17 protein-coding genes are annotated in these 14119 nt (G+C 69.9%); 5 read left to right on the top strand and 12 right to left on the bottom strand.

The genetic code is table 11. From position 1 onward, the window contains the following. The first annotated feature begins 125 nt into the window (after positions 1-125). Together PX701_RS17495 and PX701_RS17490 are read left to right on the top strand one after the other, a co-directional pair. On the top strand, positions 126-956 hold the full coding sequence (locus PX701_RS17495; RefSeq protein ID WP_275507008.1) for an META domain-containing protein: 831 nt from the start codon (positions 126-128) through the stop codon (positions 954-956). 33 nt (positions 957-989) lie between these two features. Further along, a complete protein-coding gene (locus PX701_RS17490; RefSeq protein WP_231429305.1) occupies positions 990-1496 on the top strand; it encodes an Lrp/AsnC family transcriptional regulator in 507 nt (168 codons plus the stop codon). Here the strand turns inward: PX701_RS17490 and PX701_RS17485 are convergent, their stop codons facing one another. The 10 genes from PX701_RS17485 to PX701_RS17440 all read right to left on the bottom strand — a co-directional run bounded on the left by PX701_RS17485 (position 1497) and on the right by PX701_RS17440 (position 9374). Continuing rightward, positions 1497-1970: an Lrp/AsnC family transcriptional regulator gene (locus PX701_RS17485; protein WP_231429304.1), complete on the bottom strand. Its 474-nt coding sequence runs from the start codon at positions 1968-1970 to the stop codon at positions 1497-1499. Between the two features lie 56 nt (positions 1971-2026). Continuing rightward, positions 2027-2752 (bottom strand): 3-keto-5-aminohexanoate cleavage protein, encoded by a 726-nt coding sequence (locus tag PX701_RS17480; protein WP_231429303.1) that lies wholly within the window; start codon positions 2750-2752, stop codon positions 2027-2029. Between the two features lie 85 nt (positions 2753-2837). Then, the gene (locus PX701_RS17475; RefSeq protein WP_275507007.1) at positions 2838-3524 is read right to left on the bottom strand and encodes an RraA family protein; all 687 of its coding nucleotides are present in this window, start codon (positions 3522-3524) and stop codon (positions 2838-2840) included. Between the two features lie 14 nt (positions 3525-3538). Next, positions 3539-4339, bottom strand: coding sequence for a carbon-nitrogen hydrolase family protein (locus PX701_RS17470; protein ID WP_231429301.1), 801 nt, complete (start codon positions 4337-4339; stop codon positions 3539-3541). A gap of 35 nt (positions 4340-4374) precedes the next feature. Then, a complete protein-coding gene (locus tag PX701_RS17465; RefSeq protein WP_231429300.1) occupies positions 4375-5472 on the bottom strand; it encodes an ABC transporter ATP-binding protein in 1098 nt (365 codons plus the stop codon). Between the two features lie 30 nt (positions 5473-5502). Further along, positions 5503-6561, bottom strand: a complete 1059-nt coding sequence (locus tag PX701_RS17460) for an ABC transporter substrate-binding protein (protein ID WP_231429299.1) — start codon at positions 6559-6561, stop codon at positions 5503-5505. A 41-nt stretch (positions 6562-6602) separates the two neighbouring features. After that, positions 6603-7391 carry an ABC transporter permease gene (locus PX701_RS17455; RefSeq protein ID WP_275507006.1) on the bottom strand — a complete coding sequence of 263 codons (789 nt, stop codon included), beginning with the start codon at positions 7389-7391 and terminating at the stop codon, positions 6603-6605. Continuing rightward, a complete protein-coding gene (locus tag PX701_RS17450) occupies positions 7388-8272 on the bottom strand; it encodes an ABC transporter permease (RefSeq protein ID WP_275507005.1) in 885 nt (294 codons plus the stop codon). The genes PX701_RS17455 and PX701_RS17450 overlap by 4 nt, the downstream gene beginning before the upstream one ends. Before the next feature lie 230 nt (positions 8273-8502). Further along, positions 8503-8784, bottom strand: coding sequence for a hypothetical protein (locus PX701_RS17445; RefSeq protein ID WP_275507004.1), 282 nt, complete (start codon positions 8782-8784; stop codon positions 8503-8505). Then, positions 8781-9374, bottom strand: a complete 594-nt coding sequence (locus PX701_RS17440; protein WP_231429295.1) for a hypothetical protein — start codon at positions 9372-9374, stop codon at positions 8781-8783. The genes PX701_RS17445 and PX701_RS17440 overlap by 4 nt, the downstream gene beginning before the upstream one ends. A 107-nt stretch (positions 9375-9481) precedes the next feature. Here PX701_RS17440 and PX701_RS17435 point away from each other — a divergent pair, with 107 nt between their 5' ends. Beyond that, the gene (locus tag PX701_RS17435) at positions 9482-9961 is read left to right on the top strand and encodes a P-loop nucleotide/nucleoside kinase family protein (RefSeq protein ID WP_231429294.1); all 480 of its coding nucleotides are present in this window, start codon (positions 9482-9484) and stop codon (positions 9959-9961) included. A 64-nt stretch (positions 9962-10025) separates the two neighbouring features. Here PX701_RS17435 and pntB read toward each other — a convergent pair whose 3' ends face one another. After that, entirely contained in the window at positions 10026-11447 is a 1422-nt protein-coding gene (gene pntB, locus PX701_RS17430; RefSeq protein WP_275507003.1) for a Re/Si-specific NAD(P)(+) transhydrogenase subunit beta, read from the bottom strand. Continuing rightward, positions 11440-13080, bottom strand: a complete 1641-nt coding sequence (locus PX701_RS17425) for a Re/Si-specific NAD(P)(+) transhydrogenase subunit alpha (protein ID WP_275507002.1) — start codon at positions 13078-13080, stop codon at positions 11440-11442. The genes pntB and PX701_RS17425 overlap by 8 nt, the downstream gene beginning before the upstream one ends. 467 nt (positions 13081-13547) lie before the next feature. Here PX701_RS17425 and PX701_RS17420 point away from each other — a divergent pair, with 467 nt between their 5' ends. Next, on the top strand, positions 13548-13829 hold the full coding sequence (locus PX701_RS17420; RefSeq protein ID WP_231429292.1) for a DUF4242 domain-containing protein: 282 nt from the start codon (positions 13548-13550) through the stop codon (positions 13827-13829). 5 nt (positions 13830-13834) lie between these two features. After that, positions 13835-14083: a hypothetical protein gene (locus PX701_RS17415; RefSeq protein ID WP_231429291.1), complete on the top strand. Its 249-nt coding sequence runs from the start codon at positions 13835-13837 to the stop codon at positions 14081-14083. The last annotated feature ends 36 nt before the right edge of the window (positions 14084-14119 follow it).

Here is a 14119-nt window from a genome sequence, read left to right as displayed (position 1 = left end):
CGGGCGAGCGCCTGGTGCAAGATCGCGCGACGCGCGCACATACTCGAAGATGAGTGCGCAAGGAGGCGGTGATGCGAACTGAGAGGGTGGGGGCCAGGCGGGCGCATCGGAGTCGCACCCTGGCGGTGGCGCTGGCATTCGCCGCGGCATCCACCACCTCGGGTTGCGCGACCGCGGAGGGTGCGACGGTCCGGACGGCCCCGGCGACCGCGGGGACGGCCGAGCCGATCGGGCTCGTCGGACTGTGGGACGTGTCCGACGCCGACGGAGAGCGGGAAGGCACCCGCCTCCGTCTCGGCGGCGGCGAACTCGAGCTTCTGCGCGAGTGCGGGACACTCGGCGGGTGGTGGCGTGCCGGCGAGCGTGCCGTCATCGCACACGTCGACTCCGCGAGCGGCGACTGCGTGACGAGCTCGTCCCACGAGGTCGGGTGGCTCGACGCCATGGCCGCCTACCGGGCCATCGACGACGGCTGGCAGCTGCTCGACGCCGACGGCGAGGTCGTCGCCTCGCTCACGGCCGCTCCCGTACCCGAAACGAACGACCCGCAGACGGGGTCCTTCGCCGCAGCGCCGGTCTCCGAGGAGACCGCCCACGTGCTCTTCACCGACCCGCCGCCCCTGCCTGCGGCCCTCACGCCGGCCTCGAGCGGCGACCTGATCGGCCGGTGGGAGCCGGTCGGGATCTCCGCCCCGACCGAACCGCACGTGGTCTTCCTGGCCTCGGGCACCTGGGACGGGTCGGACGGTTGCAACAGCCTCCACGGCAGATGGATCTTCGAGGACGACGGCGACCTGCTGACGACCGCCGGCGGGTCGACCGACGCAGGGTGCGAGGGGTCCCTGGCGCCGTATTGGGTGATGGGAGCACGTCTCGCCGGATTCGACGGAGACGAACTCGTCCTCCTCGACGACGCGGGAGGCGAGCTCGGACGCCTCGTACGGGCCGACCCCTGACCGCTCGGCGTTTGCCTCCGGTACGCTGACCGGGTGGATGCCGCCCGTGAGTCGAGGGACCCCCTCCTCGACGATGTGGACCGCGAGATCATCGACCAGCTCCGGGTCGACGGCCGCCGGTCCTTCTCCGAGATCGGCCGTCGTATCGGCTTCTCGGAGCCGACGGTGCGCCAGCGGTACAACCGCCTCGTGTCGGTCGGGGTCATCTACGTCGCCGGCATGTACGACGAGACGAAGATCGGCGGCATCGCCGCCCACGTCGGCATCCGGGTGTCGGAGGTGCCGGTGGCGCGGGTCGCCGAGCAGCTCGCCGAGCACCCGCAGATCAAGTACGTCGCCTGCACCCTCGGCTACTACGACATCATCCTCGACGTGGTCGCCCCCGACGCGCAGGCCCTCGGCAAGATCGTGCTCCAGGACATCCGCCGCATCCGGGGCATCTCGGACCTCGAGACGCTCACCGTGCTCGAGGTCATGAAGGACACCTACCTCTGGCAGGGGTTCCGCGAACCGACGCCGCTGTCGCGCCTCGAGAACTGATCAGCGATTCGGGTCGCTGATGCTCTGCGCGGTGCCTCGCAGGCCGCCGCCGCTGTAGTCCTTCGCGAGGGAGGTCACGATGATCGGCTGGATCGCGGCCACCCCTGGGTGGCGACGGATCTCATCGAGCAGTGCAATGAGCTGCGGCTGGTCACGACAGGTCGCCTCGAGATAGAGATCGTGCGAGCCGGCGACGAGCGCGACGTGGTTGATCTGGTTGATGCCGACGAGCCCGTCGGCCACTGATCGCGGCGTCAGGTTGCGGACGCTGAGCAGCAGCCGGACCACCTGGTGCCCGAGCAGCAGAGCGTTGCACAGGGCGACGATCATGACGACGTCGTCCTCCTGGAGCTTCGCCACGCGAGCACGCACCGTCGACTGCGAGACGCCGAGCTCCTCGGCGAGCGAGGCGAACGGACGTCGCCCGTCTCGGGCGAGCAGCTCGATGAGCCTGCGATCCAGGTCGTCAATCATTCGGCAGCGGTCTCCTCGGTTCGAGGGTATCGCCTCGCGCCGCGACGACGCCGGGGTCAGCCCCGCTCGAGCGCGCGCACCGCGGCGACGAGCTCGGCATTGCCCGCCGGCAGGCTCCCGTCGGGCAGGTGCACCCCGTCCTCGAATCCGATGCGGGTCTCGCAACGGTCTGCGATGGCAGCCTCGACGACCGGCCAGACCGTCGCGTCGTAGCCGTGGTACAGGATCGGCGCGGCCACGCCGGCCGCCCGGATGACGGCCGCGATCCTCCGGCACTCGGCGACGGCGTCATCGGCGTCCTCCGTCTCGGGCTCGATCAGGATCCGGACGTTGCGGTGCAGTGTCGGCGAGGCGAGGAGGGCCGGCACGTCCTCGATCGACCAGACCGCCGACTCGAGGACCATGCCGCGTTCGAGGACGAGCTCGGCCGCCTCGGCGGCACCCTCCTCGCAGAACGCGACGGAGGCGAAGTCCGGCAGTGCATCGCCGGGCCAGCCGGCGAGGTGCCGCATCCGCTCGGCGTGCGACTCGACGGTCCAGAGGCCGGTCGTCGTCCCGATCACGATCGCCGGGTCCGCCGCTCGCATGGCGCGCACCCACGCTCCGACCGCCTCGGGCTCGATCGTCTGCGCACCGTCCTCGGTGATCACGTGGGCGTGAACGACGTCGGCGCCGGCGGCGATCACGGCGCGACTCGCCTCCACGATCTGCTCGATGGTGCGGGGGACGGCCGGGTGCTCGGAGGTCGGTCGGCCCCCGTTGATCGCGGCTTTGAGGAGCATGGATGTGCCTTTCATGGGTGGATCCGGGCGCGTTCGATCGCAGCCGGACGAGCAGTCCGCCGGCTGTCGGTGATCGAGGCGGGTGCTATTGCGGGGTGGCGCTCTCGAGGAGGGCCGCGACGGTGTCGCTGGCGCCGGTCAGGCTGCCGAGCGGCGCTCCGCCGCGGAGCTCGTCGATGAGCGCCGGCTCCTCCGCGTCGTCTTCGAGCGCGAGGTCGACGAGGGCTTCGAGGCCCTCGAGCGGTACGACGAGGACTCCGTTCGCGTCGGCGAGGACGACGTCGCCGGGGTGCACGACCGCGCCACCGCACGTGACGGGCACGTTGACGCCGCCCGCGTCGATGCCCTGGAGCTTCGTCGTCAGCATGCTGGTGCCACGCGCGTGCACGGTGAGCCCGAGCTCCGCGATCTCGTCGACATCGGTGACGACCCCGTCGACGACGGCGCCGGCCGCGCCCCTCGCGACGAGCTGGGCGGCGACGACCTCGCCGAGGGGTGCGTGGCGCCGGTCCCCGCCGGTGTCGAGCACGAGCACCTGGCCCGGCTCGATGATCCCCGCCGCGTGGTGCAGCGCGGTCGAGTCCGTGGCCGTCGTGCGAACGGTGAACGCCGTGCCGATCACCCGGCCGCCTGCCTCGACCACCCGCCGAATCTCGGGGTCGGCGAAGCCCTCCTCGAGGTAGTGGCCGAGGGTCGGGAAGCTGAGCCGTTCGAGCTTCGCGCGGAGACTCGTCGGCAGTTGGGATGGGGCGTCCCCGGTGCGGAAGAACATGATCCTCTTTCCTGCTAGTTCACGTGGTAGGCGAGTGCGATGCGGCGGTTCTCGAGCGCCGGCAGCATGCGTCGCGCCGTCGCGGTGCGCTCGGGGTCGAGCTCGGCGACGACGATGCCCTCGTCGTGGGCGTTCAGTCCGGCGACGACCACACCGAGGGGGTCGATGATCCGGCTCAGCCCGGCCGAGTCGGGCCCGACGGTCGCCGAGGCGAGGAACCAGCTCACGTTCTCGATCGCGCGCGCCTGCGTGAGCACCGACCAGTGCTCCTCCTTGCCCTTGCCCGAGACCCATGCCGCCGAGAGCGCGATCGCGTCGACGCCGCGGTCGGAGAGGCTTCGGAACAGCTCCGGGAACCGGACGTCGTAGCAGTTCGCGAGGCCGACCCTGAGGCCGTCGACGTCGATGATCGGCGGCAGTCGGTCGCCGCGCGTCACGTAGGCGGACTCCCGGTACGCGAAGGCGTCGTACGTGTGCATCTTGTGGTACCTCGCGAGCTCCTCCCCGTCGGGGCCGAACGCGAGGATCGTGTTGAAGGGGCTGCCGTCGGGGTTCGGCTCGTAGCCGGCCGCGATGACGGTGAGCTCATGCTGGCGAGCCAGCTCGCGGATCAGCGCGACGAAACCCGGCCAGACCGCGGGCAGCAGGTCGGGGAAGTCCGGCTTGATCTCGTCGTCGGCGAGGAGCATCGCCTCCTCGGGGAACACGACGAGACGCGCGCCCTGCTCGGCGGCCTCGGCGGCGAAACGGCGGATGGTGGCGAAGTTCGCCTCGGGGTCGATGCCCGGTGACGTCTGGACGACGGCTACTCGCATGCGGGGCTCCTGGTTCGGTTCTGGCGGTGGTTCGGTCAGCGGACGACGATCCTGGCGTCCTGCGGGCGCCACGAGAGGCGGAGGGTGTCGCCGGTGGCGAGGCCCGGCAGGTCGCGCTCCTTGACGAGGCTCGACAGGGAGGCCTTGATGAGTCGGCCGCCCACGCTCAGGTGGAGATGCCACTCCTCGCCGAGGAAGGTGAGGGTCTCCACCGTGCCCTCGATGCCATCGCCGTCGCGGTGCACCTCGATCCGCTCGGGGCGGAGCAGCAGGGTTCCCGTGCGCTCGTGGGTGACCGTCTCGCCGAGCACTCCGCGCACCGCGCCGATGCCGTCGAGCGGCACCGTGACCACGTCACCTTCGACCCCCTCGGGAACGGTGACGTCGAGCAGGTTGCAGCTGCCGATGAAGCCGGCGACGAATCTCGTCTCGGGCTTGTTGTAGATGTCCTCGGGCCCGGCGACCTGCTGGACGACGCCCTCCGACATGACCGCGATGCGGTCCGACATGGTGAGGGCCTCCTCCTGGTCGTGCGTCACGTAGATGAACGTGATGCCGACCTCGCGCTGCATGCGCTTGAGCTCGTACTGCATCTCCTTGCGGAGCTGCTGGTCGAGCGCGCCGAGCGGCTCGTCGAGCAGCACGACCTTCGGACCGGAGACGACGGCGCGCGCCAACGCCACCCGCTGGCGCTGGCCGCCCGAGAGCTGGTCGGGCTTCCGGTCGCCGAGGTGTCCGAGCTTCACGAGCTCGAGCGCCTCCCGGGTGCGGCGGTTCGCCTCGCTCTTGGCGACGCGCCGCACCCGGAGCTCGAAGGCCACGTTCTCGAACACGGTCAGGTGGGGGAACAGCGCATAGCTCTGGAAGAGCATGTTGAGATCACGGTTGCGGGTCGGCACACCGGTCACGTCCTCGCCGCCGAGCAGCACACGTCCGGCGGACGGCGTCTCGAAGCCGGTGATCATCCGCATGAGCGTGGTCTTGCCGCACCCGGAGGGACCGAGGATCGAGAAGAACTCGTTCTCCCGGATCTCCAGGTCGAGCGGGTGCACCGCGAGATGGCCGGCGAACTCCTTCGAGAGCCCCTGGATCTCGACCGCGGAGGCGGCGGTCGACGTGGTCTGCGTGTTCATGATCCCAATCGCTGTTCGCTGGTGGCCGGCCTAGGAGGCCTTCACCCGGGTCCAACCGTCCTGGTAGTACTTCATCGCCTCACCCGGGTCGACGATGAAGTCGGCGTTCGCGACCTCCTCATCGGTCGCGTACACGGCGGAGTTGCTCAGCACACCCTGGTCGGTGACGTGCTCCTGGGCGGCCGCGTTCGCACTCGCCAGCCCGCCGTCGTTCGTCGCCATCGCGGCGATCTCGGGGCGGAGCAGGAAGTTGATGAACTCGTACGCGGCATCCTGGTGGGGCGCGCCCTTCGCGATGGAGAGACCGTCGACCCAGAGGCTGCCGCCCTCCTCGGGCAGCACGTAGTGCACGTCGGGGTTCTGCTCGATGATCTTCGCGGTGCTCGTGCCGCCCCACGCCTCGGAGATGCAGACGTCGCCGCTCGCGACCAGGTCGCCGTAGTTCGTCGAGTTGTAGCCCGAGAGGATCGGCTTCTGCTCGATGAGCGACTCGGTCGCCGCGTTGATCTCGTCCTCGTCGGTGCTGTCGGCGTCGTACCCGTTGACCTGCAGGCCGGCGATGTAGGCGGCGAGCATGTTGTCGAGCATGTTCACCTTGCCCTTCCACTTCGGGTCGAAGAGCGACTCCCAGCTCGTGATCTCCTCGCCGCCCGTGCAGGCGGAGTTGTACAGGAGGCCGGTCGTGCCCCACACCCACGGCACGGAGTGCTCGAGCCCGGGGTCGTAGCTCGGGTCGGCGAACTTCGGTGCGAGGTTCTCGATGCCCTCGATCTTCGACTTGTCGAGGGTCTCGATCAGGTCCTGGCCGACGAGCTGCTGCACCGCGTACTGGCTGGGCTCGACGATGTCGTAGCCCGAGTTGCCCGCTGCGAGCTTCGAGATCATCGTCTCGTTGCTGTCGAAGTTGTCGACGTTGACCTTGATGCCGGTCTCCTCGGTGAAGGCGTCGAAGACCGACTGGGGGATCTCGTCGGCCCACGCGTAGACGTTGAGCTCCGTCGACGCGCCGTCGCCGGATCCGCCGGTGCTGCACGAAGTGAGTGCCAGTACGGCGACGATGCCGACGGCTGCTGTGGTCAGCTTCTTCATTGCGGGGTTCCTTTCGGTGGGGGGATGTTGCAGTTCGGGGGCTAGCCGCGCGACTCGACGAGGATGCGTCGCATCTGCGTGACGCCGACGAGGAGCACGATCACGAGCGTGAGCAGGATGAGCAGTGCTCCGAGGGCGTTGATCGTGGGGGTGAGTCCGGTCTTGAGGCTCGAGTAGATCTTGAGCGGGAGCGTCGTCGACCCGACGCCGCTGAGGAACGTGGACATCACGATGTTGCTGAACGACGTCGTGAAGCTCAGCAGCCATGCGGCGACCACGGCGGGGCGCAGCAGCGGGAAGTACACGCGGGTGAACGTCTGCCACGGCGTGCAGCCGAGGTCGGTCGCCGCTTCGGGGAGGCTCGGGTCGAGCATCACCGCCGAGCTCATGAGCACGAGCGTCGCGAGCGGGAGCGACACGATGAGGTGGCCGAGCACGAGCGTGCCGATGCCGAGGGGGATCTTCGTAGTGCTGAACACGCTCAGCAGCGCGACACCGAGCACGATCTCGGGCACGATCAGCGGGAGCGCGATGAGCGCGAGGAGACTGGCACGCCCGCGCCCGCGGTACCGGGCGATTCCGAGCGCGAACATGATGCCGATGATCGTGGCGACGGTCGCGGTGATGACCGCGACGATCGCGCTCGTCTGCAGGGTCTGCATGAGCGCGGCGTCCTGGAACAGCTCGACGTACCACTGCAGGGTGAGCCCCTCGAAGCGGGTGTTCGTGCCCGCCGCGTTGAACGAGTACACGATCACCGCGACGATCGGGAGGTAGAGGAAGACGAAGACGCCCCGGGCGATGCCGTTCACGACGCGATCCACGGTCACGCTCCCTTCTTGGCGGACGAGCGCTTCAGCCCGAGGCCGACGAGCACCATCGAGATGAGCATCAGCAGCAGGAGCACCATCGACGCCGCTGCGCCCATCGGCTGGTTGCGGAACTCCGTGTAGAGCGTGACGATGAGGTTGCCGACGAGCGGGTCCTTGCCGCCGCCGAGCAGCACCGGGATGACGAAGACGCCCATGGTCGGGATGAACGTGAGCAGTGCGGCGCCCAGGATGCCCGGGCCCGTGAGCGGCAGGATCACCCGGCGGTGCACCCCCCACCACCCGCAGCCCAGGTCGGTGGCGGCCTCCTTCAGCGACGGGTCGATCGACCGCATCGACGCGTAGATCGGGAAGATCGCCGTCGGGAGGAACGAGTAGAGCAGGCCGAGCACCACGGCGACGTTGCTCGGGATGAGCGAGAAGCCGGCGACGCCGAAGATCCCCAGCAGGCCGGCGATCGGGCCGCCCGATCCGAGGATCGTGATCCACGCGAACGTGCGCACCAGGAAGTCGGTCCAGAACGGGATGATGACGAGCAGCAGCAGGAACCCCTGCCGGTTCGGCGGTCGCGACACGATGTAGTACGACGTGATGTACCCGACGACGAGGCAGACGACGGTGTTCAGGACGCCGAGCCCGAGCGAGTAGAAGAGGGTCTTCGAGTAGACCGGGTCGAGCAGCTTCGCATAGTTGTCGAAGGTGAGCCCGTCGGTGATCCCGCCGTAGTTGTCGGCGACGGCGAAGCTGTTCCGCGCGACGATGAACAGGGGCAGGATGCCGAGCAGCACGACCGAGGCGATGCCCGGAACGAGCAGCAGGAGTGACCCGCGCTTCGGCCGCTCCTTGCGACCCAGCTGGATCGCCCGTGTCGTCGATGTCACTTCGCTCCTTCGCAGATCACCGCCCGGATGGGTGGAATCCCCATCCTGTTATGCGGGGCTGATGATCCGCCCGGGTTCGCGTCGCGGAATCCGTGGAAGTCGGCACCAATCCCGACGGAGTCCGCGTCGGCCGGCGATCGGGCGGTCTCACGAGCAGGCGGAATCGGGCGTGCGGCGGCCGTGAAACCGGTCGCGCGCTCCACCCGATCGGTGCGCGGAGTGCCGCTGTACTAGTGCGTCCGCCCCGTCGGTCCGCCGTCGGCGGGGTCGTCGCCGCCGAGCTCTGCCTGCTCGTCGGCGTTCGGCTTGATCGCCATCTGCAGCAGCGCGAGCACGACGAGCACGACGATGAACGCGCCGCCCGCTCCGATGAGCGCGATGGTCCAGTCGCGGGTCGTGAGGAGGGCGATGACGCCGACGAAGATCGCGGCGATCGCGGCGCCGCCGACGTACTCGGCCGGGCGCAGGCGATCGCGCCGACTCGGTTCGAACTGCCCGGGCGTCTGGCTCACGACTGCGGCTCCGTTCCTGCCGCGGGTGCCCCGTCGGCGGTCTGGTTCGCGGCCCACTTCAACGAGAGGCCGCCGATCACGAGGAAGACGCCCACGATCACGAGGTAGCCGCCGAGCAGGCCCACCGCGGTGACGGCGTCGGGCGGAAGGAGCAGGAACACGAGCGCGAGCAGTGCCGTGAACGCTCCGACCGCGATCCAGTCGCGCGCGACCGCCGAGCGACCGCGCGAGCGCAGCCCCGCGTAGAGCTCGACGAAGCCGGTGACGGCCGCCCACACGCTCACGAGGTAGAGCAGGAAGGGCAGCCCGCCCGGCACCGCGAGCGCGAGCAGGCCGGCGGCGACGGTGACGACGGCGGTGATGGCGAACAGCGAGCGGATGCCTCGGCCGCCGAGCAGGCGCAGGCTCAGCGCCCCGACGACGAGACCGGAGACGACCGCCCACACCCCGAAGACGACGAGGCCGAGGTCGGCCGAGTGGTCCTGCGAGAAGGTGATGACGGCGGCGGGAACGATCGCGAGAAGTCCGCGCACGACCGGGACGACCCAGTAGTGGGGGCGCTCCGGAACTGCATCGCGGGCGGTGGCCACGGCGACCTCTTTCACATCGGAGGGGAGTACCGATCCATCCTACGTGGGCGCGGCTGAGCGCGTGCCCGGGGCGATCGCAGACATGGCCGCCCCAATAGGCTCGACGCATGAGCCGGGTCCTCTTCATGTGCGGCCCGGCGGGCTCCGGCAAGTCCACGATCGCCCGGCGGTTCGAGTCCGAAGGCATGGTCCGACTCTCGTTCGACGTCGAGGCATGGCGACGAGGCATCCGCAGCATGCCGCTCGCGCCCGACGTGCACGCCGAGATCGAGTCCGAACTGCAGTCCCGACTTCAGCGCGCGATCGAGCAGGGACGTGACGTCGTGCTCGACTTCTCGTTCTGGTCGCGCCAGGACCGCGATCGGTACCGGGCGCTCGTGCGAAGCGAGGGAATCGAGCCGGAGACCGTGTACGTGGCGGCACCTCGCGACGTCGTCGTGCGACGCGTGCTGGCGCGCGGTGCAGAGCACGCCGACGATTTCCCGCTCGACGAGGCGCTGGCCGGCGCGTATTTCGACGCTTTCGAGCCGCCGACCGCCGATGAGGGACCGCTCACGGTCGTCAGCCCGGACGACGACCGGCGGTGAACCCGGCCTGAGACGAAGGATGCCCCGCGCCGACGTGCGGCACGGGGCATCCGTTCGCTCACGCCTACAGCGCCCGCAGGATGTCCTCCACGCGCTGCTTCGCGTCACCGAACAGCATCTGCGCGTTGTCGCGGTAGAACAGCGGGTTGGCGACGCCGGCGTAGCCGGCCGACATCGAGCGCTTGAACACGACGACGTTCTTCGCCTCCCACACCCGCAGCACCGGCATGCCCGCGATCGGGCTGCCCGGGTCTTCGGCGGCGGCAGGGTTGACCGTGTCGTTGGCGCCGATGACGAGCACGACATCGGTCGCCGCGAGGTCGTCGTTGATCTCGTCCATCTCCTCGACGATGTCGTACGGCACCTTCGCCTCGGCGAGCAGCACGTTCATGTGCCCGGGCAGGCGACCGGCGACCGGGTGGATCCCGAACCGCACCTCGACGCCACGCTCGCGCAGCCGGCTCGTGAGCTCGGCCACGGGGTACTGCGCCTGGGCGACGGCCATGCCGTAGCCGGGGGTGATGATGACGGTCGAGGCGTCGCTCAGCAGTGCGGCGACGGCCTCGGCGTCGACCTCGTGCGTCTCGCCCTCGACCTCGCCGCTCGACGACGGCGCGGCGATGCCGAAGCCGCCCGCGATGACGGAGATGAACGACCGGTTCATCGCCTTGCACATGATGTACGAGAGGTAGGCACCCGACGAGCCGACGAGCGCACCGGTGACGATGAGCAGGTCGTTGTTGAGCAGGAAGCCCGCAGCGGCCGCCGCCCAGCCCGAGTAGCTGTTCAGCATCGAGATGACGACCGGCATGTCGCCGCCGCCGATCGAGGCGACGAGGTGCCAGCCGAGCGCGAGCGCGAGCAGCGTCACGACGACGAGCAGCCACAGCTCGGGCGTGACGACGTACCAGACGGTGAGCACGACGAAGGCGACGAGTGCGCCGAGGTTGAGCGCGTTCTTGCCGGGCAGCATGAGCGGCGCCGACTTCATGCGGGCCGAGAGCTTGAGGAACGCGACGATCGACCCGGTGAACGTGACGGCGCCGATGAAGACGCCGATGAAGACCTCGGCGTGGTGGATGTCGAGGAGCGCGCCGGTCATGCCGGTTTCATCGAGCGCCCCGTTCCAGCCGACGAGCACGGCTGCGAGGCCGACGAAGCTGTGCAGCAGGGCGATGAGCTCGGGCATGCCCGTCATCGCGACCACGCGGGCTCGCCACAGGCCGATCGCCGCGCCGACGATCACCGCGACGACGAGCAGGATGAGCCCGGTCGTCACCGCGGGTGTTCCCCACGCTCCCGCGAACGTCACCCATACGGTCGCGACGAGCGCGATCGCCATGCCGGCGATGCCGTAGCCGACCCCGGCTCGGGAGGTCTCGTGCCGGCTGAGCCCCGCGAGGCTCATGATGAACAGCAGCGCCGCGACGATGTAGGCGGCTCCGGCGATCGACGCCGGGGTCAGCAGGGTCGTGGTCTCAGGCACGGTCGGCTCCAGTCTCGGCCTTGGCGGCGGCGCGGGCGGCGGCAGGGGCCGTCGGCGCAGCGGAAGGCGCGGTCGGCGCGGCGGCGGGCGCGGCACCCTTCGCGAACATCGCCAGCATGCGTCGGGTCACGGCGAAACCGCCGAAGATGTTGATGCTCGCGAGCAGCACGGCGACCGCCGCGAGGATCTGCACGACGGGCTGGTCGCTCGTGATCTGCACCATCGCGCCGACGACGATGATGCCCGAGATGGCGTTCGTCACGCTCATGAGCGGCGTGTGCAGCGCGTGCGCCACCTTGCCGATGACGTAGAAGCCGACGACGATCGCGAGCACGAGCACCGTGAAGTGCTGCGGCAGCGGCGGGGGAGCGACCGCGTTGACGAGGAACAGCGCGGCGACGCCGACCGCGATGAGCGCGACCTTCCTGCCGGCCGACATGGGCTGCTTCTGCGTCGCGGATGCCTCGGCCGAGGCATCCGGCTTCGGCGATGCCGCGGCGGGCGCGGCCGAGACCTGCACGGGCGGCGGCGGCCAGGTGACCGCGCCGTCCTTCGCGACCGTCACCGAGCGCTGCACGATGTCGTCGAAGTCGAGCGACGGCTCGCCGTCCTTGCCCGGGGTGATGAGCTTCATCAGGTTGACGACGTTGGTGCCGTAGAGCTGCGAGGCCTGCGTGGGCAGGCGCGATGCGAGGTCGGTGTAGCCGAGGATGACGACGCCGTTCGGCGTGACGATGCGCTCGCCCGCCACCGAGCCCTCGACGTTGCCGCCCATTCCGGCCGCCATGTCGACGATGACGCTGCCCGACTTCATGCTCGCGACGTCGGCCGCGGTGATGAGCCGCGGGGCCGCGCGTCCGGGGATGAGCGCCGTCGTGATGACGATGTCGACGTCGGCCGCCTGCTCGGAGTAGATCTCCGCGGCGCGGCGGTCGTAGGCCTCGCTCGTCGCCTTGGCGTAGCCGTCGGTCGACTGCTCGACCTCGACCTCGACCTTGAGGTACTCGCCGCCGATCGACTTGACCTGGTCGGCGACCTCGGGGCGCGGGTCGGTCGCGCGCACGATGGCGCCGAGGCTGGAGGCGGCCCCGATCGCCGCGAGCCCCGCGACGCCGGCACCCGCGACGAGCACCTTCGCCGGCGGGACCTTGCCGGCGGCGGTGACCTGGCCCGTGAAGAATCGGCCGAACTCGTGCGCGGCCTCGACGACGGCGCGATAGCCGGCGATGTTCGCCATCGAGCTCAGCACGTCCATCGACTGGGCGCGCGAGATGCGCGGCACCGCGTCCATGGCGAGCGCGGTGACGCCGCGTCCGGCCAGCGCCTCGAGGAGTTCGGGCTTGAACGCCGGGGCCAGCAGGCCGACGACCGTCGCACCGGGCTGCAGGCCGGCGATCTCGGCCTCCGTCGGCGCGTTGACCTTGAGCACGACGCCGGCGGCGAGCGCCTCGGCGGTGCCGACGATCGTCGCACCGGCGTCGACGTAGGCCTCGTCGGGGAACGCGGAGGCGGCGCCCGCACCGGCCTCGACGATCACCTCGTAGCCGAGCGAGATCAACTGCTTCACGGTCGCCGGCGTCGCGGCGACCCTGGTCTCGGGCGGTTGCTCGGTGACGACCCCGATGCGCGTCATGCGGTGCTCCTTCTCGTCTGCCTCGTCGAGACGGTCACCGGGTGCGACCGCCTCAGCGTGCGTCACCGTCGACGCGGGACGGGAGGACCCCGCTGCGGCGACGGTGCTGCATGCCGAGCACCCACTGTATGGTCACAGAACTTCCTTGATGTGAAAGTTACGTTCCGTTATGCGGAATCGTTGCGTGCCTGTGACCGTCGCAGCGAGGCTCGGCATCAGCGTAGACGCGCGAACGGCGGTGACGAAGGTTTTCCGCCCGATTCGCCTCGAAGGATCTGCACTTCTTTCACCGGGCGGAAGTTCGACCCGCTACTCGACCGCGTCGTCGGCGCGCTCGCGCACGGGACTCGTCGCGGGGAGTGCACCTCGGCCGAACATGGGGAGGTTCTCCCGATGCCCCGCAACGCCCGACGACCGGACCATTGATTCGTCCGGCAGCCGCCGGACGCACTCGAAGGAACGGAACCATGAAGACATTCATCATCGAACGCGAAGTGCCCGGCGCGGCTCGCCTGAGCCACGCCGAACTCGCAGAGATCTCGACGGTCTCGAACGCCGCCGTCGACTCGCTCGGCGTCGAGTACGACTGGGTCACCACCTACGTCGCCGGCGACAAGCTGTACTGCGTGCACCGCACCGACGACGCCGAGACGGTGCGGGAGCACGCCCGACGGGGCGGGTTCCCCGCGAACCTCGTCTCGGAGGTCGTCGCCGAGTTCGGCCCGCACACGGCCGCCGAGATGGCGTGATGGCCATGGACACCGCAACGACCGTGGTGTTCGCGTCGAGCGCCGCGGCGGCCGAGCACGTCGACGCGTTGAGGGGCCGCTTGACGGCGCACCTCGCACATGCGTTCGCCGTCGTCGGCGCGTTCGCCCGGCGACGCCGACCACGCGACCCGCTCAGCCATGAGACGGTTGCGCTCGCCCTCGAGAACCGACGGATCGCCGCCCGGCTTCGCGCGGACTCGCAGCGCGGCGCCGTCGGCGGCCGGCTGCTCTGAGCGAGTCGGCTCCCCGGCCGCCGGCATGCTCGAAAC

The sequence above is a fragment of the Agromyces chromiiresistens genome (assembly GCF_029167465.1).
Taxonomy (GTDB): domain Bacteria; phylum Actinomycetota; class Actinomycetes; order Actinomycetales; family Microbacteriaceae; genus Agromyces; species Agromyces chromiiresistens.
This window is presented reverse-complemented; position numbering and strand designations above follow the sequence as displayed.